Here is a 19,213-nt window from a genome sequence, read left to right on the forward strand (position 1 = left end):
GCGGCGTGGCCGTCCTGCTCGTCGTGGCGGGCCTGGCGACGCTCATCGTCGGTGCCGAGCTGCTGGTCCGCGGAGGCTCCGGCGTCGCCACGCGGCTCGGCATCCCGCCGATGGTGATCGGCCTGACCGTCGTCTCGATCGGCACGAGCCTGCCCGAGCTGGCGATCGGCATCGACGCCGCGCTGCGCGGGGCGGGTCCTCTGGCGGTGGGCAACATCGCCGGCACGAACATCGTGAACCTGCTGCTGATCCTCGGCCTCAGCGCGGCGATCGCGCCCCTGGCCATCCAGTCGCGGACGATCGCCTTCGAGCTCCCGGTCGTGGCCGCGGTGTCGATCCTGGTGGTGCTCCTCGCCCTCGACGGGAGCATCTCGCGCGTGGACGGCACGGTGCTCGTGACGATCGCCGTGCTCTACACCGTGGCGGTCGTCGCGCTGGCGGTGCGCGACCCGTCGCGCGTCCCGGCGGCCTCGGACGGGAGCGGAGGCGGCCTCGTCCGGCACCTGGTCATGCTCGCGGCGGGACTCGGGATCGTCGTCCTGGGTGCCGACTGGCTCGTGCGGGGAGCGGTCGATCTCGCCGCCGCGATGGGCGTGAGCGAGGTCGTGATCGGCCTGACGGTCGTCGCGATCGGATCGTCGGCGCCCGAGCTGGTCACGACGGTCGTCTCCACCCTGCGCGGCGATCGCGACATCGCGGTGGGAAACCTCATCGGCTCGAGCGTGTACAACCTCGCGCTGATCCTCGGCGTCACGTCGCTCGTCGCCCCGCTGGAGGTGACGAGCGACCTCATCCGCGTCGACCTGCCGCTGATGGCGCTCGTCGCCGTGCTGCTGCTGCCGGTGATGGCGACCGGCCGGCGGGTGTCGCGGGCGGAGGGCGTGGCCGCGGTGGCGGCCTACGTCCTCTACCTGGGCGTCATCCTCACGACGCGCACCTGAGACGATGCGTCCATGGAGAGCCCCCGGCCGCACAGCGACTTCATCCTGACCTTCGCCTGCCCCGACCGGGTCGGCATCGTCGCGGCGATCGCATCGACGCTGGCGCAGGACGGCTGGACGATCACCGAGAGCCAGCAGTACGCCGATCCCGACACCCTGCACTTCTTCATGCGCGTGCGCTTCGCGGCCGATCGCGACGTCGAGCTCGAGGTCATGCGCGCGACGCTCGCGCCGGTGCTCGAGCCGTTCGACATGGACTGGGACCTGCACGACGCCACCGCGCCCCTGCGTGTCGTCGTGATGGTGTCCAAGCAGGGCCACGTCCTGAACAACCTGCTCTTCCACGCGCGCCAGGGCCAGCTGCCCGTCGAGATCGTTGCGGTCGTGTCGAACCACCCCGACTGGCGCGACACCGTGGAGTGGCACGGCATCGAGTTCCACCAGATTCAGGTCACCCCCGAGACCAAGCGCGACACCGAGCAGTTCGTGATCGACCTGATGGACAGCCGCGGCGCCGAGGCGCTCATCCTGGCGCGCTACATGCAGATCCTCACCGACCAGATGTGCCGCGACGTGCACGGCCGGGCCATCAACATCCACCACTCGCTGCTGCCCAGCTTCAAGGGCGCCCGCCCGTACGAGCAGGCCCACCGTCACGGCGTGAAGGTCATCGGCGCCACGGCGCACTACGTGACGGCCGACCTCGACGAGGGGCCGATCATCGAGCAGGACTTCCGTCGCGTCGACCACCGCTCGTCGGCGGCCGAGCTGGCGGCCATGGGCCAGGACCTCGAGGCCCGGGCCCTGGTGAGCGCGGTGCGCGCCCACGCCGAGCACCGGGTGCTGCTGAACGGCATGAAGACGGTCGTCTTCGACTGAGACCCGCCGCGGGAGGCGGGCCGCTCGCTCAGGTGTCGCGTTCCTCTGCACTCGACGCGTCGGCGTCGGCGTCGAGGTCGGCCACGGTGGGTGCCGTGAGCGCCGCCACCGGATCACCCCCGGCGGTCAGGGCGGCGTCGATCCGCTCGTTGGCGTAGCGCAGGATCTCGGCGATCGTGGCCGTCACGGGCACCGCGAGGAACGCGCCCGTGATGCCGAAGATCGAGCCGCCGGCGGTGACGGCCATCAGCACGACGGCCGGGTGCAGGTTCATGCTCTTGCCCTGCAGCATCGGCGAGAGCACGTTGCCCTCGAGCTGCTGCACGGCGACGATCACGGCCAGGATGATGAGGGCGTCCCGCGGGGAGTTGGTCACCAGGGTCACCAGCACGGCGATCGCGCCACTGGCGAACGCACCAACGATCGGGATGAACCCGCCGATGAAGGTGATGACGGCGAGCGGCACCCACAGCGGCTGGCCCACGATCGCCAGCGCGGCGCCGATCAGCACGGCGTCGATGAACGACACGAGCGCTTGGGTGCGGATGAAGCCGCCGAGGGTGTTCCAGGCCCGGTAGAGCATCTCGCGCAGGTGGCCGCCGACGCGGTGGCCGCCGAGGCGCTCGACCCACGGCAGGAAGCGGTGGCCGTCCTTGATGAACAGGAAGGTCAGGATCAGCACCAGCACGGTGTTGAGGACCACGTTCGTGGCCACGCCGATCGTGGAGAGCACGCCGCTGCTGATGTCCCCGGCGCTGTTGCGCAGCCAGTCCTCGACCGAGTCGAGGGCGTTCGAGATCTGACCCGCCTCGATCGGCAGTGGCCCGTTCACGAGCCAGTCCTGAACCTCGCCGACGCCCTTCGCGGCACGATCGGCGATCTCGGGCGCCTCCTCCACGAGCTGGGGGATGAGGATCGAGAACAGGAAGCCGAGCGCCGCGAGGAACGCGAGCATCACGACGCCGGCCGCTGCGGCCGCGGGGACCCCGAGGTCACGCAGGCGCTTGGTCGGCGGGCCGAGCACGGTGGCGAACAGGATCGCCAGCGACACGGGGAACCAGATCATCCAGGTGCGTCCGACGCCCCAGCCGAGCACGTACAGGGCGGCGGCGACGACGATGAGGCGCAGGCCCCAGCGCTGGAGCACGACGAAGCCCTGGTCGATCATCACGGCCCGGTCGCGGATGCGTGTCTCTGTCACTCCGCAACCCTATCCGGGCAGTTCCCAATCCACCGGCTCCGCGCCCTGGGCGGCCAGGGCGGCGTCGGCTCGGCTGAAGGGACGCGAGCCGAAGAACCCGCGCGATGCCGACAGCGGACTGGGATGGGCCGACTCGATCCGGGGCACGTCGCCCAGGCGCGACGCCAGCGACTGGGCGTCGCGGCCCCACAGGATCGCGACGAGCGGGCCACCGCGCTCGACGAGGGCGGCGATCGCGCGGTCGGTGACCGCCTCCCACCCGCGGCCGCGGTGGCTGGCGGCCTCGCCGGGTCGCACGGTCAGGCAGCGGTTGAGCAGCATGACGCCCCGGTCGGCCCACGCCGACAGGTCGCCGTGCGGCGCCGGCGCGATGCCGAGGTCGGCCTCGAGCTCGCGGTAGATGTTGGCCAGGCTGCGCGGCAGCGGCCGCACGTCGGGCCGGACCGAGAACGACAGGCCCATCGGGTGGCCGGGAGTCGGGTAGGGGTCCTGGCCCGTGACGAGCACCCGCACCTGCGCCAGGGGGGTGCGGAAGGCGCGGAAGATCGCGTCCGGCTCGGGCAGGTAGGTGCGGCCGGCGGCGACCTCGGCGCGCAGGAAGTCGCCCATCGCCGCGATCTGGGGTGCGACGGGCTCCATCGCCTCGGCCCAGTCCGGGGCCATCAGGTGCTCGAGGCTCACTCGGGCTTCCTCAGCGCGGTGGGTGCGAGCGCGCTGGCGACGAGGCACAGCGCGAGCGGGACGAGGAAGGCCGTGGTGAGCGGCACCCAGTGGGTCAGCAGCCCGATGATCGAGGGACCGCTGAGCAGGGCCACGTAGCCCATGCCCGTGACCCGCGCGATGATCGCCGCGCCGTGGCGGGGGTCCACGTTGCCCGCCGCGCTGAAGAACTGGGGCACGCACCCCGCGAGCCCGATCCCGACCACCGCCCAGCCGAGGATGGCGATCGCCGGCGTGGGCGCGACGATCGCGATCGCCAGGCCGATCGCTCCCAGGATCGAGGCCCAGCGCACGAAGGGGCCCGGTCCGGTGACGACGACGATGCGGTCCACCACGAGCCGCGTGACGAACATCGTCGCGCTGAAGGCGCCGTAGGCGACCGCGGCCACGGCCTCGGTCGTGCCGAGCTCGTCGCGCAGGTGCACGGTGCTCCAGTCGTAGGCCACGCCCTCGGCGAGCATCAGCGCGAACGCCAGCGCGCCGAGCAGCACGATCCGGGCGGTCCACGGCGGCCGCTCGAGGCCCTCCTCGCGATCCTGCACGTCGTGGTCGAGCAGGTGCGGCCGCACGAGCGCGACGAGCACGAGGCCCAGCAGCGCGAATACCAGGAAGTCCAGGGGCACGGGCCAGCCCAGCGCCAGCATGGTGCCGCCGAGGGCCGAGGCGATGAAGCCGCCGGCGGAGAACCACGCGTGGAACGAGGACATCACCGGCCGGCCGTACGCCCGCTCGACGGTGACCGCCTGGGCGTTCTGGGCCACGTCGACGACGCCGTTGGTGGCGCCGAGGAGACCGAGCGCGGCGGCCAGCGTCCACACGTCGGTCGCCAGGCCCGGCAGCGGGAGGGACAGGCACATCAGCACGAGGGCGACCGTGACGGCGCGCGCGCTGCCGGTGCGGTCGACGAAGAAGCCGGCGGCCTGCATGCCCAGCCACGCGCACGCGCCCATCCACAGCAGCAGCGTGCCGAGGGTGGCCGCGGAGATCCCGGTGCGATCCATGACCACGGGGATGTGCACGATCCAGGCCCCGAGCAGGAAGCCGTTGGAGAACAGGAGGGTGGAGGTCGCCACCCGTGCTCGCCCGATCGTCGCTTCCACCACGGCACGAGTGTAGGAGGGCGTCGATGGGCCCGGCCGGTAGCATGGGCGGGTTGTGTCTTCTGCCATCACCGACTACCGCCGCCTCTGGGGCGCAGCTGGATTCTCGTTCGTCGCGGTGGCGTTCCTGGGGCGCATCCCGCTCGCGATGAGCCAGATGGGCGTGCTGCTGCTCGTGGCCCAGTCCACCGGCAAGTACGGCATCGCCGGCGCCACGGCGGGCGCGCTCGCGGTCGCCAGTGCGATCGGCTCCCCGTTCTTCGGCGCGGCGGCCGACCGGGTCGGGCAGCGGCCCGTCGTGCTCACGCAGTCGATCCTCGGGTCGATCGGTCTCGTCGCGATCGTCGTCTGCTCCGACCGGGGCGTCTCCTCCGGGGCCCTCATCGCGGTCGCGGCGCTCACCGGCCTCGTGATGCCGCAGGTCGGCCCGCTGGCCCGCGTGCGGTGGCGACCGGTCCTGGCCCTGCGGGTCGACGAGGGCCGCATCCGCGAGTCCGAGGTCAACCGCTTCGTCGACCTGGCGTTCTCCTACGAGGGTGCGGGGGACGAGGCGTCCTTCGTGCTCGGCCCGGCGCTCGTCGGCATCCTCGGCGTGCTGGTCGGGGCCGACGGAGCGCTGCTGGCCGCCGCCGTGCTGCTGCTCGTCTTCGGCTCCTGGTTCGCCGTGCACCGCACCGCGGCGCTCGTGCCCCGCGGCAGCGAGCACGCGCCCACGCACGGCGTGAAGCTGTGGACCGCCGCGTTCATCGTGCTGGCGTTCGCCGTCTACCTCATGGGCACGTTCTTCGGCAGCATCCAGGCCGGCTCCACGGTCCTGGCCACCCAGCAGGGCCACCCTGACGTGGCCGGCCTCATCCACGCCGTCCTCGGCATCGGCAGCATGATCGCGGCACTGTCGCTCGCGGCCGTCCCGGTCAGCGTGCTCTACGCCACGCGCATGCTGTGGGCGTCCGGGGCGATGGTCGCGCTGTCCCTGCCGCTGCTGCTCGTGCAGACGATCCCGCAGGTCGTCGCCGTGATCGCGGTGCTGGGCTTCGCGGTGGCGCCCTACCTGATCAGCGCGTTCGCGCTGGCCGGCCTCATCGTGCCGCCCGCGCGGATCGGCACGGCCATGACGTTCATGGCCGGCGCCACCGGCCTCGGCTACGCCACGGGCGCGTCGCTCGCCGGCCGCGCCGCCGACGGCGCGTTCGGCCCGTCGGGGCCCACCCCCGCCTTCGCCGTCACGATCGGGGCGATGGTGGTGGCGTTCGTGGTCTCGGTGGCCACGCAGCGGATCCTGCGCAACGCCCGCATCGTCTCCTGAGTCAGCGCCGCAGCGCGGCGGCCAGCCGGTCGCGGGCCTGCGGCCACTCGTCGTCGAGCATCGAGAACGTCACGGTGTCGCGCCAGGACCCGTCGTCGCGCGGCTTGTGCTTGCGCAGCACGCCCTCACGCTGCGCCCCGAGGCGGGCGATCGCCGCTTGTGACCGTTCGTTGCGGATGTCGGTGTGCCACACGACGCGGACGCAGCCGAGTTCGTCGAACGCGCGGGTGAGGAGCAGCAGCTTGGCCTCGGTGTTCAGGCCGTTGCGCCAGAAGCGACGACCGATCCAGGTGTGGCCGATCGCCACCGTGCGCAGCTCCGCGTCGACGTCGTAGAAGCACGTCATGCCGGCCACCTCGCCGGTGCGCAGGTCGACCTGCGCCCACGGCACGAGCGCCGGGTTGGCCAGCGTGCGCTCGATCCGTGCGGCGGCCACCTCGGGCGTCATCACGTCCCACCCGCGCAGGTGCTCGAAGACGACGGGATCGTCACCGGCCGCGGCGAGGCTGGCGGCGTGATCGGGCCGGAGCGCCTCGAGCCGCACCAGGGTGCCGCTCAGCGTCGCCGGCGTGGTCCAGGGGTCGCTCATGGTCAGCGGGTCAGCCGGTCGAGGAAGGCGATCATCAGCGCCTCGCGGACGCGCGGGGGAGCGACGTCGACGAGGGCGTTGACGGGGCCGAGCCGCTCGGGCACCGCGACCTGGCCACCCTCGCCGGCAAGGCCGGCCAGGGCGAGCAGGCCGTCGAAGGCCTCGTCGTCGAGCGTGTCCGGATCCAGGCCGGCCGCGGCCTCGGCCAGCAGCGGGTCGATCCGGATCGGGCCGGCGGCGGCGGCCGCCGCGACGGACTCGCGCAGCGCCTCCAGGAACTCGGGCACGGACGCGGCGGTGGCCGCCGAGATCGTCAGGTGCAGGTTGGCGGGCTCGTCGCCGAACCGCATCTGCGGCTGGACGAACCAGCCGCGGTCGAGCATCAGGTCGCTGATCGTGAACGGGTCCACGGCGTCGTCGGTGCCCACCACGACGAGGGAGGTGTCGGGGCGCTCCACGAGGTGGAGGTGGTCGATGGCCTCGATGCCCTCGGCGAGCCGTCGGGTGCCGTCGAGGGTGCGCCGGACGAGGTCGCGGTAGCCCTCGTCGCCGATCAGCTGCACCACGGCCCACGCGGCCGCCAGTGGTCCGCCCGACTTGGTGGACTGGGTGGTGGAGTTGAGCATCGTGTAGCCCGGCCAGTCGGCGTGCGCGAAGAACTGGGGGCGGCGCAGGGCGGCGTCGGCGTGCAGCAGCAGCGACACCCCCTTGGGCGTGTAGGCGTACTTGTGCAGGTCAACCGAGATGCTGGTGACCCCCGGCACGGCGAAGTCCCACGCGGGAGCGTCCGGGGTCCACGGGAGGATCCAGCCGCCGATGCACGCGTCCACGTGGAACCGCAGGCCGCGCTCGCGGGTGACGGCCGCGAGGTCCTCGACGGGGTCGATCACGCCATGGGCGTACGACGGCGTGGAGGCGGCCACCAGCACCACGCGGTCGCCGAGCCGGTCGATCGTCTCGGTCATGGCGGCGACGTCGGCGCGATGGCCCGGGCCCACGGGCACGGTCACGAGCTCGACGCCGAAGTAGTGCGCCGCCTTCGCGAACGCGGCGTGGATCGTGGTGGGCACCACCATGGCCGGCCGCTCGACGCCGGCCGCGTCACGGGCGGTCTGCACGGCCAGCAGGATCGACTCGGTGCCACCCGACGTGACGGTGCCGACCACCTCGTCGCCGCCGTGCAGCGCCGATCGGGCGAATCCGACGAGGTCGGACTCCATCGACAGCAGGCTCGGGAACGCGGTGGGGTCGAGGCCGTTCGTGGCGGCGTACATCGCGATCGCCTGCCGGGCCACCTCGTCGGCCTCCTCGAGGCCCGAGTCGTACACGTAGGCCAGGGTCCGGCCGCCGTGCGTGGGGAGGTCCCCCTGCCGGCGAGCGGCGAGCTCGGCCAGGATCTGGTCAGGTGACATCGAGGCTCCTGAGGCGGTCGTCGAGGCGGTAGCCGCGCAGCAGCACGAGGCTGAGGGCGGCCAGGGCGGCGGGCAGCACCGAGAACCCGAGGGCGATCGCGAGGCGGGCGCTGTCGGGCTGGGTCACGGTGACGTCGCCGGTGGAGGACACGTAGCCGCCCGCGGTGAGCACGAGCGCGAAGATCCCCGGCCCGAGGGCCAGCCCCAGCGTCTCGCCCGCGGTCCACACGCCCGTGAAGACGCCGATGCGGTTCGAGCCGCTGCGCTGCGCGTCGTCGGCCGCGACGTCGGGCAGCATCGCCATGGGGAACACCTGGGCGCCGGCGTAGCCGATGCCCACGAGGGCGGCCGCGACGTAGGTCAGGCCCGTCCACCCGGCATGGGCCGTCAGCAGGGCGGCCATGCCGACCACGAGGAACCCGGTGGCCAGTCCGTACCCCGACCGCTTGCCCCGCGTGGCCGCATACCGCTCCCACAGCGGCGTCACCAGCAGCGCCGGTCCGACGAAGGCCACGAAGAGGAATGTGTTGGCGGCGGCGCTGTCGAGCAGGTCGTCGGCGACGTAGGCCACGCCGGCGAGCACCGTGCCGATGGCCGCGGCCTGCACGACGAAGGTCAGCAGGACCGCGCGGAAGTCGGGGTTCGCAGCCACGAGCCGCAGCTGGTCGGCGAAGGTGCCGGCGGCGGTCTCGGTGGGGTGCTCGGGTGCGCCGCGGGTGCCCCACCACGACCCGAGCACGCCGAGCGCGATGAGCACCGCGACGTAGACGCCCATCGCGGCGTGACCGAGCTGGTCGGCCACGATCGGCGCGGTGGCGCCCGACAGCAGGATCGTCAGCGCCAGCACCACCACGCGCCACGTCATGAGCCGCGTGCGCTCGGCGTAGTCCAGGGTCAGCTCGGCCGGCATCGCGACGTACGGCACCTGGAAGAACGCGTAGGCGCTCGCGCAGCCCAGGAAGGCCACGGCCACCCACGCGGCGGCGAGCGCGCTCGGCTCGGAGGGCCCGGCGAACATCACGGCGAAGAGCACCGCGAGCGTGAGGCCGGCGCGGACGAGGAACGGCCGGCGGCGACCCGCGGGATGGGTCGAGCGGTCGCTGATGCGCCCCGCGATCGGGTTGAGGACCACGTCCCAGGCCTTCGGGGCGAAGACCAGGACACCGGCCAGTGCCGCGCCGATGCCGATCTCGTCGGTCAGGTAGGGCAGCAGCAGCAGCCCGGGAACGGTGCCGAAGGTCCCGGTCGCGACACTGCCGAGCGCGTACCCGCGGCGGACCCGGGCGGGAAGCTCAGCCGTCACCGTCGGACGGCCCGATGTCGCGCACGGCCGCGAGCTCGGCCAGGAAGGTGTTGGCCCAGCGCTCGATGTCGTTCTCCATCACCTGCTTGCGCAGGGCGCGCATCCGCTTGCGCAGGTCGACGGGATTGGCCCGCATCGCCCCCAGCAGCGCGTCCTTCATGCCGTTGATGTCGTGCGGGTTGACCTGGAAGGCCTGCTTGAGCTCGCCCGCGGCGCCGGCGAACTCGCTGAGCACGAGCGCGCCGCGGTCGTCCCAGCGGGTGGCGATGTACTCCTTGGCTACGAGGTTCATGCCGTCGCGCAGGGGAGTGACGACCATGACGTCGGCGGCGCGGTACATCGCGGCCATCTCCTCGCGCGGGAACGACGCGTGCAGGTACTGCACCGGCTGCTGGCCGATGCGCCCCATGTCGCCGTTGATCCGCCCGACGAGGCGGTTGATGTCGTCGCGCAGGACGCGGTACTGGTGCACGCGCTCGCGCGACGGGGTGGCCACCTGGACGAAGACGGCGTCGTCCACGTCGATGACGCCGTCGCTGACCAGCTCGCCGAACGCGCGGAGCCGCTGCGGCAGGCCCTTGGTGTAGTCGAGGCGGTCGATGCCGATGAGCACGTGGCGCGGATTGCCCAGGCTGTCGCGGATCTCCTGAGCGCGGGCCGTGACCTCGGGGGTGCGCGAGAGCTGCTCGAAGCCGCGCGCGTCGATCGAGATCGGGTAGGCCCGGGCGAGCACCTTGCGGCCGTCGGGCAGGAACACCGTGTCGCGCACGGTGCGGTGACCCACGCGCTGACGCACGAGGCGGGCGAAGTTCTGCGCACCGCCGGGCATCTGGAAGCCGACGAGGTCGGCGCCGAGCAGGCCCTCGAGGATCTGGCGCCGCCACGGCAGCTGCTGGAACAGCTCGGTGGGCGGGAAGGGGATGTGGAGGAAGAACCCGATCAGCAGGTCGGGGCGCAGCTCGCGCAGCATCTGCGGCACCAACTGCAGCTGGTAGTCCTGCACCCACACCACGGCGCCGGGCGCGGCCAGCGTGGCGGCCTTCTCGGCGAAGCGGCGGTTCACGGTGACGTAGGCGTCCCACCACTCGCGGTGGTACTCGGGCGTGACGACGACGTCGTGGTAGAGCGGCCAGAGCGTGCCGTTGGAGAAGCCCTCGTAGTACTCCTCGACCTCGGACTCCGACAGCGGCACGGGCACGAGGCGCAGTCCGTCGTGCTCGAACTCCTCGAGGTCCTCCTCGGCGGCGCCGTGCCAGCCGATCCACGCACCGCCGCGCAGCTTCATCACGGGCTCGAGGGCGGTGACCAGCCCGCCGGGCGACGTGCGCCAGGAGATCGCGCCGTCGGCGTCGATCAGCCGGTCCACCGGCAGCCGGTTGGCGATCACGAGGAAGTCAGCTTGCTCCGGCGCCATGGGGCCACCTTAGGGGAGAACGGGTGCCCTCGCCCCGGAGTGGGCGTCCGCGCCCGCCGGATTCTGGCAGGGGAATGACAACGGTGTGATTCCGCCGGTACGATCAGGGACATGGCAGCGGTGGAGAGTCACGACCAGGTGGTCAGCGCGGGCGCATTGTCCGACCGCGACCGCGAGATGCTCGAGCTCGAACGCCTGTGGTGGAAGTACGCCGGCGCCAAGGAGCAGGCGATCCGCGACAAGTTCGACATGACCTCGACGCGGTACTACCAGATCCTCAACGCGCTGATCGACTCCGAGGACGCGCTCGCGCACGACCCGCTGCTGGTCAAGCGCCTGCGCCGCCTCCGCTCGCAGCGCCAGCGTCAGCGCCAGGCGCGACGCACCGGCTCCGACCGCTGAAGTGGACCAGCCCCCGCTCGAACCGCGCGACGACCGGCGTGACCCCGAACGGCGCGGCCCGGCCTGGACCGTGATCGTGCTGCCCGCGGTGTGGCTCATCCTGGGGGTCGCCGGCGGGTGGGCGATCATCGAGACCGTCCGCGACGACGCCGCCCCCGCGCAGTCCGCGAAGCGCACCACGACGGGTCCCACGCCCACCGCGAAGGCCACGGCGAAGAAGACGGCCAAGCCCAAGCCGAAGAAGTCCGCGACGCCGAAGACCGAGCCCACCACCGAGCCCACCTCCGAGCCGGCGGCGACGCGCTCGATCGGCGTCTCGGTCTACAACCAGGTCGGGATCGGCGGCCTGGCGGGGCGTGTGGCCGGTCAGGCGCGTGCGGCCGGGTGGACGATCGGGGCGGTCGCCGACTGGCGCGGCAACGTGCCACAGGACACGATCTACTACCCGGCGGGCCGTCAGGGCGAGGCGGCGCTGCTCGGCGGCGACCTGGCCATCTCGCGTCTCATGCCCGCCACCGCGGGCATGTCCGGCACCAACCTCACGGTCGTGCTGGCCAGCCCCCGCTGAGTCCTCGTGACTCCGCGCCATACTTTCCCCATGACCGAACCGGGGGGCACGCTGCTCGCGCTCGACTTCGACGGCACGCTCGCACCGATCGTCGACGACCCCGCATCGGCCTGGATCCATCCCGACTCGCTGGCCGCCCTGCGCCGGCTGGGCCCGGTGCTGCGTGAGCTGACGATCATCACCGGGCGCCCGGTGGAGCAGGTGCGGCGACTGGGCCGCTTCGAGGACGGGCCGGGGCTCGATCGCATGGTCGTGTGCGGCCAGTACGGGGCCGAGCGCTGGGACGCCGCCAGCGGCGAGGTGCGTCGGCCGCACCGCCCGCAGGCCGTCTCCGACCTCGCCGCGCGGCTGCCGCAGTGGCTCGTCGAGCACGACGCCTCCCGGATCCGGATCGAGGACAAGGGACTGGCGATCGCGCTGCACACCCGCGGCGTCGCGCCGGGCCTGCTGGACGAGCTGCGGCCCCAGATCGAGGCCCTCGCGGCCGAGGTCGGCCTGCACCTCGAGCCGGGCCGCCAGGTGATCGAGCTGCGCTCCGCCGGCACCGACAAGGGCCAGACCCTACGGCGCGTGGTCGGCCGCGTCGAGCCTGGCGCCGTGATCTACGCCGGTGACGACCTCGGCGACCTGCCGGCCTTCGAGGAGGGCATCGCCCTGCGCGAGCAGGGGATGGACGTCACGCTCGTGTGCTCGGCCTCCGACGAGCAGGACGCGCTCGTCGCGCTGGCCGACGTGGTGCTCGACGGCCCCGACGCCGTGGCCGCGTGGCTCGGCGATCTCGCCGACCGGTTCGCGCCCGCCTGAGCCTCCGCGTCACCGTCTCGTCATCCGGACGGAGTGGACGTATCGTGAGACGGCCACCTAGTCTGAAGCCACTCATCCCGAGGGGCAGAGGGACACGGCCCGACGAAGCCCCAGCAACCAGCCGATCACCGGCCAGGTGCTAATTCCGTCCGCGGTCGAACGTCGACCCGGAGAGATGAATGGAGTCTTCGTGAGCGTCACGACCCCCGAGACCAGCACCCTCCGCGAGGGTGCCTTCGGCCCCGCCACCGGCCTGAAGTGCCGCGAGTGCGGCGCCACGCGCGAGCTCGGCCCCCACTACGCCTGTTACGACTGCTTCGGCCCGCTGGAGATCGCCTACGACTTCGGCACGGTCACGCGTGAGCAGATCGAGGCCGGGCCGGCCAACATCTGGCGCTACAAGGCGCTGCTGCCCGTCCCCGACGACATCGAGAGCAGCCCGAACCTCGAGCCCGGCTTCACCCGCCTGCTCGACGCCCGCAACCTCGCCGCCGAGCTCGGCCTGGCGAAGCTGTGGGTCAAGGACGACAGCACCAACCCCACCAACTCCTTCAAGGACCGCGTCGTGGCCTGCGCGCTGAGCGCGGCGCGCGAGTTCGGCAGCAAGGTCTTCGCCTGCCCCTCCACCGGCAACCTCGCCAACGCGGTCGCCGCGGCCGGCGCGCGGGCCGGGATCCGCACGGTCGTGTTCATCCCGAGCAACCTCGAGACGCCCAAGCAGGTGAACTCGGCGATCTTCACCGAGAACCTCATCGCGGTCGACGGCAACTACGACGACGTCAACAAGCTGGCCAGCGAGATCGCCGGCGAGGAGGACGGCTGGGCCTTCGTCAACGTGAACGTGCGCCCGTTCTACGCCGAGGGCTCCAAGACGCTCGGGTACGAGATCGCCGAGCAGCTCGGCTGGCGCCTGCCCGACCAGATCGTCATCCCCGTCGCCTCCGGCTCGCAGCTGACCAAGGTGCACAAGGCGTTCGGCGAGCTCATCGCGCTCGGCCTGGTCGAGGACAAGCCCTACCGCGTGTTCGGCGCGCAGGCCACGGGCTGCAACCCCGTCGCCACCGCGTTCAAGGACGGCGTCGACGCGATCCGGCCCGTGCGGCCCGACACGATCGCCAAGTCGCTCGCGATCGGCAATCCGGCCGACGGCATCTACGTGCTCGACATCGCCCGCTCCACCGGCGGCGGCGTCGAGGAGGTCGACGACGAGCAGATCCGCGAGGGGATCGTGCTGCTGGCCCGCACCGAGGGCATCTTCACCGAGACGGCGGGCGGCACGACCGTCGCCGTCCTGAAGAAGCTGGTCGAGACCGGCCAGCTCGACCCGGAGCTGGAGACCGTGGTGATCAACACCGGTCACGGCCTCAAGACGCTCGACGCCGTCTCCGGGTCCGTCGGCGCCCGCGCCACCATCGCCCCCACCTACGACGCCTTCACCGCGGCCGGCATCGCCTGAGCCGTCCGACCGACCCACCCGAGGAGAGCCCCATGGCCGTGTCCGTCCGCATCCCCACGATCCTGCGCAGCTACACGAACGACGAGTCCCAGGTCAGCGCCGAGGGCGACCGCCTCAGCGACGTGCTGGAGTCGCTCGAGTCGACCTACCCCGGCATCCGCGCGCGGATCGTCGACGAGGACGGCAAGCTGCGCCGCTTCGTGAACGTCTACGTGGCGGAGGAGGACGTCCGCTTCGCCGAGGGCCTCGACACCCGCACGCCCGACGGCACCCAGATCTCGGTCATCCCGGCCGTCGCCGGCGGCTGCTGAGTCCCTCCCGAGCAATCCCGCGTAGGAGGATCGGGCCTGCTGCCGATACGCTGGCTCTGGTCCGGCCGCGGACCTTTCCGCGCAGAACAAGGTGGTCTCATGGTGCATGGCACCGTCAAGTGGTTCAACTCCGACAAGGGTTACGGCTTCATCGCCGTCGAGGGCCAGGACGACGTCTTCGTCCACTGGTCCAAGATCGCGATCAACGGGTTCAAGACCCTGGAGGACGGCCAGAACGTCGAGCTGGAGATCGTCGACGGCCCCAAGGGACGTGAGGCCGAGAACGTGCAGCCCCTGCACTAGTGCTTCGGGGGACTGGTGCATCGGGCGACCTCGGGTGCGGGGTCGCTTGAACGGTGGGGATTAGCACTCGTATAGTGAGAGTGCTAGTTCCACTTCTACTTATGTCGGAGACACGCACCCATGGCCAAGTCCATCGCATTCAACGAAGAAGCCCGGCGCGGGCTCGAGCGGGGCATGAACCAGCTCGCCGACGCCGTGAAGGTCACCCTCGGCCCCAAGGGCCGGAACGTCGTCCTGGAGAAGAAGTGGGGAGCCCCCACGATCACGAACGACGGCGTCTCCATCGCCAAGGAGATCGAGCTCGAGGATCCCTACGAGAAGATCGGTGCCGAGCTCGTCAAGGAGGTCGCCAAGAAGACCGACGACGTCGCGGGTGACGGCACCACCACCGCCACCGTCCTGGCCCAGGCGCTCGTGCGCGAGGGTCTGCGCAACGTCGCCGCCGGCGCCAACCCGATGGGCCTGAAGAAGGGCATCGAGATCGCCGTCGAGGCCATCAGCGAGCAGCTGCTCGCCATGGCGAAGGACGTCGAGACCAAGGAGCAGATCGCCTCCACCGCCTCCATCTCCGCCGCTGACACCACGGTCGGCGAGATCATCGCCGAGGCGATGGACAAGGTCGGCAAGGAAGGCGTCATCACGGTCGAGGAGTCGAACACGTTCGGCCTCGACCTCGAGCTGACCGAGGGCATGCGCTTCGACAAGGGTCACCTGTCGGGCTACTTCGTCACCGACCCCGAGCGCATGGAGACCGTGCTCGAGGATCCGTACATCCTGATCGTCAACAGCAAGATCAGCACCGTCAAGGACATGGTCCCGGTGCTGGAGAAGGTCATGCAGACCGGCAAGCCGCTGGCGATCATCGCCGAGGACGTCGAGGGCGAGGCGCTGGCCACCCTCATCGTCAACAAGCTGAAGGGCACCTTCAAGTCCGTCGCCATCAAGGCGCCCGGCTTCGGTGACCGTCGCAAGGCGATGCTGACCGACATCGCGATCCTCACCGGTGGCGAGGTCATCAGCGAGGAGGTCGGCCTCAAGCTCGAGAACGCCGACCTGACGCTGCTCGGCACCGCTCGCAAGGTCGTCACGTCCAAGGACGAGACCACCATCGTCGAGGGTGGCGGCGACGAGGCCCAGATCCAGGGCCGCGTGGCGCAGATCAAGGCCGAGATCGAGAACAGCGACTCGGACTACGACCGCGAGAAGCTCCAGGAGCGCCTCGCGAAGCTGGCCGGCGGCGTGGCCGTCATCAAGGTCGGCGCGGCCACCGAGGTCGAGCTCAAGGAGCGCAAGCACCGCATCGAGGACGCCGTCCGCAACGCCAAGGCGGCCGTTGAGGAGGGCATCGTCCCCGGCGGCGGTGTCGCGCTCGTCCAGGCCAGCAAGGCCGCGTTCGAGAAGCTCGAGCTCGAGGGTGACGAGGCCACCGGCGCGAACATCGTCCGCGTCGCGACCTCGGCCCCGCTGAAGCAGATCGCCATCAACGCCGGCCTCGAGGGCGGCGTCGTGGCGGAGAAGGTCGCGAACCTCGAGCAGGGTCACGGCCTCAACGCGGCCACCGGCGAGTACGTCGACATGATCGCGACCGGCATCATCGATCCGGCCAAGGTCACGCGCTCGGCGCTGCAGAACGCCGCGTCGATCGCCGCGCTGTTCCTGACCACCGAGGCCGTCGTGGCCGACAAGCCGGAGCCCGCGGGCGCGGCCGGCGCCCCCGACATGGGCGACATGGGTGGCATGGGTGGCATGGGCTTCTGATTCCCGCTGTTCCACGGGACCCCGGCACCTCACAGGTGCCGGGGTCCCGTGCGTCCGGGGGTGGGAGGATGTCCGGCGTGACCACGTGGCTGGAGCTCTCCCGGACCGACGACGCGATGACGCCCGAGCACCGGGCCCGGCTCGTCGCAGCGGGCGTGGACCCGGCCCGCCTCGACGCGATCGACTGGCGACGGATGGACGGACCGCTGCCCTCCTGGTGGAACGACCTCGACAACGCGCTGTACGTGGCGCCCGGCGCGCGGCTGCCCGACCACGTCGTGGCGGCGCTGACGACCTTCTACTTCCAGGACGCGCTGATCGTGGTCGGTGCCCCGATGGACCACCTGACGTCGCTGCTCGTCGGCGGGAACGAGGCGACCGTCTTCCTCGACGAGCGCGTCGTGCTCACGGCAGGCGAGCTCTACTGCGGCGCGGGGTCCTCGATCGTCCTGCACGGGCCCCTCGTGGCCACCAGGGCGCCCGTCGTCGACGCGCGCAACGGCGGCCGTGTCGTGGCCGCGGGCGACCAGCTGTGGGCGGCCGGGGTCTACATCGCCACCGACGACATGCACCGGCTCGAGGACGCGGTCACGGGGGAGCGGCTCAACCCCTTCGGGGCCACGATCCGCATCGGTCACCACGTGTGGCTGTGCCGCGAGTCGGTGGTCTCGGGTCACGTCGAGATCGGCGACCATGTCTGCGTCGGAATGAGGGCCGTCGTGAGGGGTCAGAAGGTGCCCGCAAACGTGGTGGTGGCGGGGTCTCCGGGGCGTGTGGTGCGTGAGGGAACCACGTGGTCGTTCGACGACGCCCCGTGAGCGCGGGAAATCGCGGTTGATGCCCGAAACTTCAAGTTACCCCTGAGGCTCGTGCGCGAATCGATGCGTTCGCCTGCATGGATCACGACAAACTGCAGTCTGGGTGAATGTGACGTGCGCTACATGCGGGAATTTGCGGAATGCCCTGACACACGTCCCGCCATGGCCTACTTTCGAGGAGAAAGACAGGGGCATCGCGTCATTCGGTGGCCGTCGGAGGGGGAATCCGGCGGAGGGAGACATCGGGTGCGGGGGAACCGGGCCGGGGGGCTAGCCTACGGGCTTGTATCGGCACCACTCAACGACGCTCTTGGCTGAGTACGCAGACACGACGGCACGTGTGCCGCGGTGAGGCGGAGGGGTCCGCAGCACGACACCGCAGGTGCGCATTGGGGAGTTGGCATGACTTCAGCGATCGACGGGCGCGATGAAACCGTCCTTCCGCTGCGTCTGGTGGAGCCCATCACCAGCGACTCCGGTACCGGATCACCTTCGGTCCACCGGGAACTCACGGCGATGCCCACGGGGCGTTCGTCACTGGAAGCACTGATCCGCCAGGGACTCGTCGGGCACCTCGTCGTGCTCGTGGGAACGATCGTCGCCGGCCTCGTCGTCGGCATGGCGCCCGGGGCCCTCACGGCCCTGTCCGCCGGCGTCGTCCTGTGGCTCGGCTTCAGCCTGGCAGCGCTGCCGGCCTACGAGCGAGCGGGATCGCTGCGACCGGCCAAGCGGCTGATCGCGGTCCTCGCGCTGGGCGCGCTGGCCACCCTCGTCCTGTCCGACGTCGTCTCGGCCGAGCTGCGCGCCGCCGTCGTCGTCCTGAGCGTGACCGCCTCGCTGATCGTGGCCTCCGCGCTGGTGCACCGCACGGCCCTGCGCCGGGTGCCCACGCTGCTGGTGGGTCCCGCCGACGCCGTCAACCGGCTCGCGGCCCGCTGGGAGGACCGTCACGACCTCGTCGTGGTCGGGCGCTGCACGTGGGACTCCACCCAGCCGCTGGGGAGCGCCACGGTGAACTCCGTGGTCCGCGACGTCCCGAAGCTGCTGCGCACGGTCCACGGGGCACGGGTGGTCATCACGGCCGATCAGGCCCTGGGCGACCCGTCGCTGCGCCACCTCGCGTGGGGCCTGCAGCGCGCCGAGATCGAGTGCCTCGTGCTGACCGACATGAACGACTACGTCGAGTTCGTGCGACCCACCCGGGTCGGCGACCAGCTGGCGCTGGCCCTGGACCCGCCGAACAGCCACCTCGTGGGCCAGGCGGTCAAGGCGTTCTTCGACCGGGCGTTCGCGGTGCTGGCGATCCTGTTCGGTGCTCCGCTGATGGGCCTCATCGCGCTGGGCATCCGGCTGGACACGCGCGGGCCGATCATCTACCGGCAGGAGCGCACGGGCAAGGACGGCGTGCCGTTCACGATCTTCAAGTTCCGCACGATGGTCGTCGATGCCGACCAGCGGGTCGAGGACCTGCGCGAGCTCAACGAGGGTGCGGGGCCGCTGTTCAAGATGGCCCAGGACCCCCGCGTCACCCGGGTCGGCCGGATGCTGCGCCAGACGTCGCTCGACGAGCTGCCCCAGCTGTTCAACGTGCTGCTGGGCGACATGGCGCTGGTGGGCCCCCGCCCGGCCATCGAGAGCGAGACGTCGCAGTACAGCCAGTGGGTGTGGCGCCGGCTGCACGTCAAGCCCGGCATGACCGGCCTGTGGCAGGTCAGCGGTCGCTCGAACCTCTCGTGGGACGAGTCGATCCGCCTCGACCTGATGTACGTCAACAACTGGAATCTGCGGATGGACCTGACGATCCTGCTCAAGACCATCGGCGTCGTCCTCGGTCGCAAGGGCGCCTGGTAGGCCACGAGTCCCCCCGGCAGAACGGCCGCCGCCCCTCGGGGCGGCGGCCGTTCCTGTGCGTCCGGAGAGGATCGCGG

19 protein-coding genes and 1 riboswitch are annotated in these 19,213 nt (G+C 71.4%); of the genes, 12 read left to right on the plus strand and 7 right to left on the minus strand.

Going from position 1 to position 19,213, the window contains the following annotated elements:
* The first annotated feature begins 5 nt into the window (after positions 1-5).
* A complete protein-coding gene (locus tag B5D60_RS09780; protein WP_078699982.1) occupies positions 6-941 on the plus strand; it encodes a sodium:calcium antiporter in 936 nt (311 codons plus the stop codon).
* A 12-nt stretch (positions 942-953) separates the two neighbouring features.
* Positions 954-1,820: a formyltetrahydrofolate deformylase gene (gene purU / locus B5D60_RS09785; protein WP_078699983.1), complete on the plus strand. Its 867-nt coding sequence runs from the start codon at positions 954-956 to the stop codon at positions 1,818-1,820.
* Between the two features lie 28 nt (positions 1,821-1,848).
* On the opposite strand, the gene B5D60_RS09790 is transcribed toward purU, so the two are convergent.
* From B5D60_RS09790 to B5D60_RS09800, 3 genes are read right to left on the minus strand one after another with little or no spacing between them, the layout of a single operon-like run.
* Positions 1,849-3,021 carry an AI-2E family transporter gene (locus B5D60_RS09790; protein WP_231948703.1) on the minus strand — a complete coding sequence of 391 codons (1,173 nt, stop codon included), beginning with the start codon at positions 3,019-3,021 and terminating at the stop codon, positions 1,849-1,851.
* 9 nt (positions 3,022-3,030) lie between these two features.
* Positions 3,031-3,702, minus strand: coding sequence for a uracil-DNA glycosylase (locus B5D60_RS09795; protein ID WP_269456857.1), 672 nt, complete (start codon positions 3,700-3,702; stop codon positions 3,031-3,033).
* Positions 3,699-4,844: an MFS transporter gene (locus B5D60_RS09800; protein ID WP_231948704.1), complete on the minus strand. Its 1,146-nt coding sequence runs from the start codon at positions 4,842-4,844 to the stop codon at positions 3,699-3,701. Before B5D60_RS09800 ends, B5D60_RS09795 begins: the two co-directional genes overlap by 4 nt.
* Positions 4,845-4,896: 52 nt before the next feature.
* Between B5D60_RS09800 and B5D60_RS09805 the strand changes: the two genes are divergently transcribed.
* Entirely contained in the window at positions 4,897-6,147 is a 1,251-nt protein-coding gene (locus B5D60_RS09805; RefSeq protein WP_078699986.1) for an MFS transporter, read from the plus strand.
* Between the two features lies 1 nt (position 6,148).
* On the opposite strand, the gene B5D60_RS09810 is transcribed toward B5D60_RS09805, so the two are convergent.
* From B5D60_RS09810 to B5D60_RS09825, 4 genes are read right to left on the minus strand one after another with little or no spacing between them, the layout of a single operon-like run.
* Positions 6,149-6,736, minus strand: coding sequence for a GNAT family N-acetyltransferase (locus B5D60_RS09810; RefSeq protein WP_078699987.1), 588 nt, complete (start codon positions 6,734-6,736; stop codon positions 6,149-6,151).
* A 2-nt stretch (positions 6,737-6,738) separates the two neighbouring features.
* Positions 6,739-8,148, minus strand: coding sequence for a pyridoxal phosphate-dependent decarboxylase family protein (locus B5D60_RS09815; RefSeq protein WP_078699988.1), 1,410 nt, complete (start codon positions 8,146-8,148; stop codon positions 6,739-6,741).
* Positions 8,138-9,451, minus strand: a complete 1,314-nt coding sequence (locus B5D60_RS09820; protein ID WP_078699989.1) for an MFS transporter — start codon at positions 9,449-9,451, stop codon at positions 8,138-8,140. The genes B5D60_RS09815 and B5D60_RS09820 overlap by 11 nt, the downstream gene beginning before the upstream one ends.
* Positions 9,441-10,865: an alpha,alpha-trehalose-phosphate synthase (UDP-forming) gene (locus tag B5D60_RS09825; protein WP_078699990.1), complete on the minus strand. Its 1,425-nt coding sequence runs from the start codon at positions 10,863-10,865 to the stop codon at positions 9,441-9,443. Before B5D60_RS09825 ends, B5D60_RS09820 begins: the two co-directional genes overlap by 11 nt.
* Positions 10,866-10,976: 111 nt before the next feature.
* Here B5D60_RS09825 and B5D60_RS09830 point away from each other — a divergent pair, with 111 nt between their 5' ends.
* The 9 genes from B5D60_RS09830 (at position 10,977) to B5D60_RS09870 (ending at position 19,136) form a co-directional block, all read left to right on the plus strand.
* Positions 10,977-11,267, plus strand: a complete 291-nt coding sequence (locus B5D60_RS09830) for a DUF3263 domain-containing protein (protein WP_078699991.1) — start codon at positions 10,977-10,979, stop codon at positions 11,265-11,267.
* Between the two features lies 1 nt (position 11,268).
* Entirely contained in the window at positions 11,269-11,835 is a 567-nt protein-coding gene (locus tag B5D60_RS09835) for a LytR C-terminal domain-containing protein (protein ID WP_078699992.1), read from the plus strand.
* Positions 11,836-11,865: 30 nt separating this feature from the next.
* Entirely contained in the window at positions 11,866-12,639 is a 774-nt protein-coding gene (gene otsB / locus B5D60_RS09840) for a trehalose-phosphatase (protein WP_078699993.1), read from the plus strand.
* 69 nt (positions 12,640-12,708) lie between these two features.
* Positions 12,709-12,821, plus strand: a riboswitch (SAM riboswitch).
* A complete protein-coding gene (gene thrC / locus B5D60_RS09845) occupies positions 12,815-14,095 on the plus strand; it encodes a threonine synthase (protein ID WP_078699994.1) in 1,281 nt (426 codons plus the stop codon). It overlaps the preceding riboswitch by 7 nt.
* A 32-nt stretch (positions 14,096-14,127) precedes the next feature.
* A complete protein-coding gene (locus B5D60_RS09850) occupies positions 14,128-14,406 on the plus strand; it encodes a ubiquitin-like small modifier protein 1 (protein ID WP_078699995.1) in 279 nt (92 codons plus the stop codon).
* 99 nt (positions 14,407-14,505) lie between these two features.
* Positions 14,506-14,709 carry a cold-shock protein gene (locus tag B5D60_RS09855; RefSeq protein ID WP_078699996.1) on the plus strand — a complete coding sequence of 68 codons (204 nt, stop codon included), beginning with the start codon at positions 14,506-14,508 and terminating at the stop codon, positions 14,707-14,709.
* Positions 14,710-14,829: 120 nt separating this feature from the next.
* Positions 14,830-16,467, plus strand: coding sequence for a chaperonin GroEL (gene groL, locus B5D60_RS09860; RefSeq protein ID WP_078699997.1), 1,638 nt, complete (start codon positions 14,830-14,832; stop codon positions 16,465-16,467).
* 68 nt (positions 16,468-16,535) lie between these two features.
* Positions 16,536-17,285 (plus strand): acyltransferase, encoded by a 750-nt coding sequence (locus tag B5D60_RS09865; protein ID WP_078699998.1) that lies wholly within the window; start codon positions 16,536-16,538, stop codon positions 17,283-17,285.
* Between the two features lie 453 nt (positions 17,286-17,738).
* Complete coding sequence (locus B5D60_RS09870; RefSeq protein WP_172806315.1) at positions 17,739-19,136, plus strand: sugar transferase; 1,398 nt, start codon at positions 17,739-17,741, stop codon at positions 19,134-19,136.
* The last annotated feature ends 77 nt before the right edge of the window (positions 19,137-19,213 follow it).

The organism is Aeromicrobium choanae (assembly GCF_900167475.1).
Lineage (GTDB): Bacteria > Actinomycetota > Actinomycetes > Propionibacteriales > Nocardioidaceae > Aeromicrobium > Aeromicrobium choanae.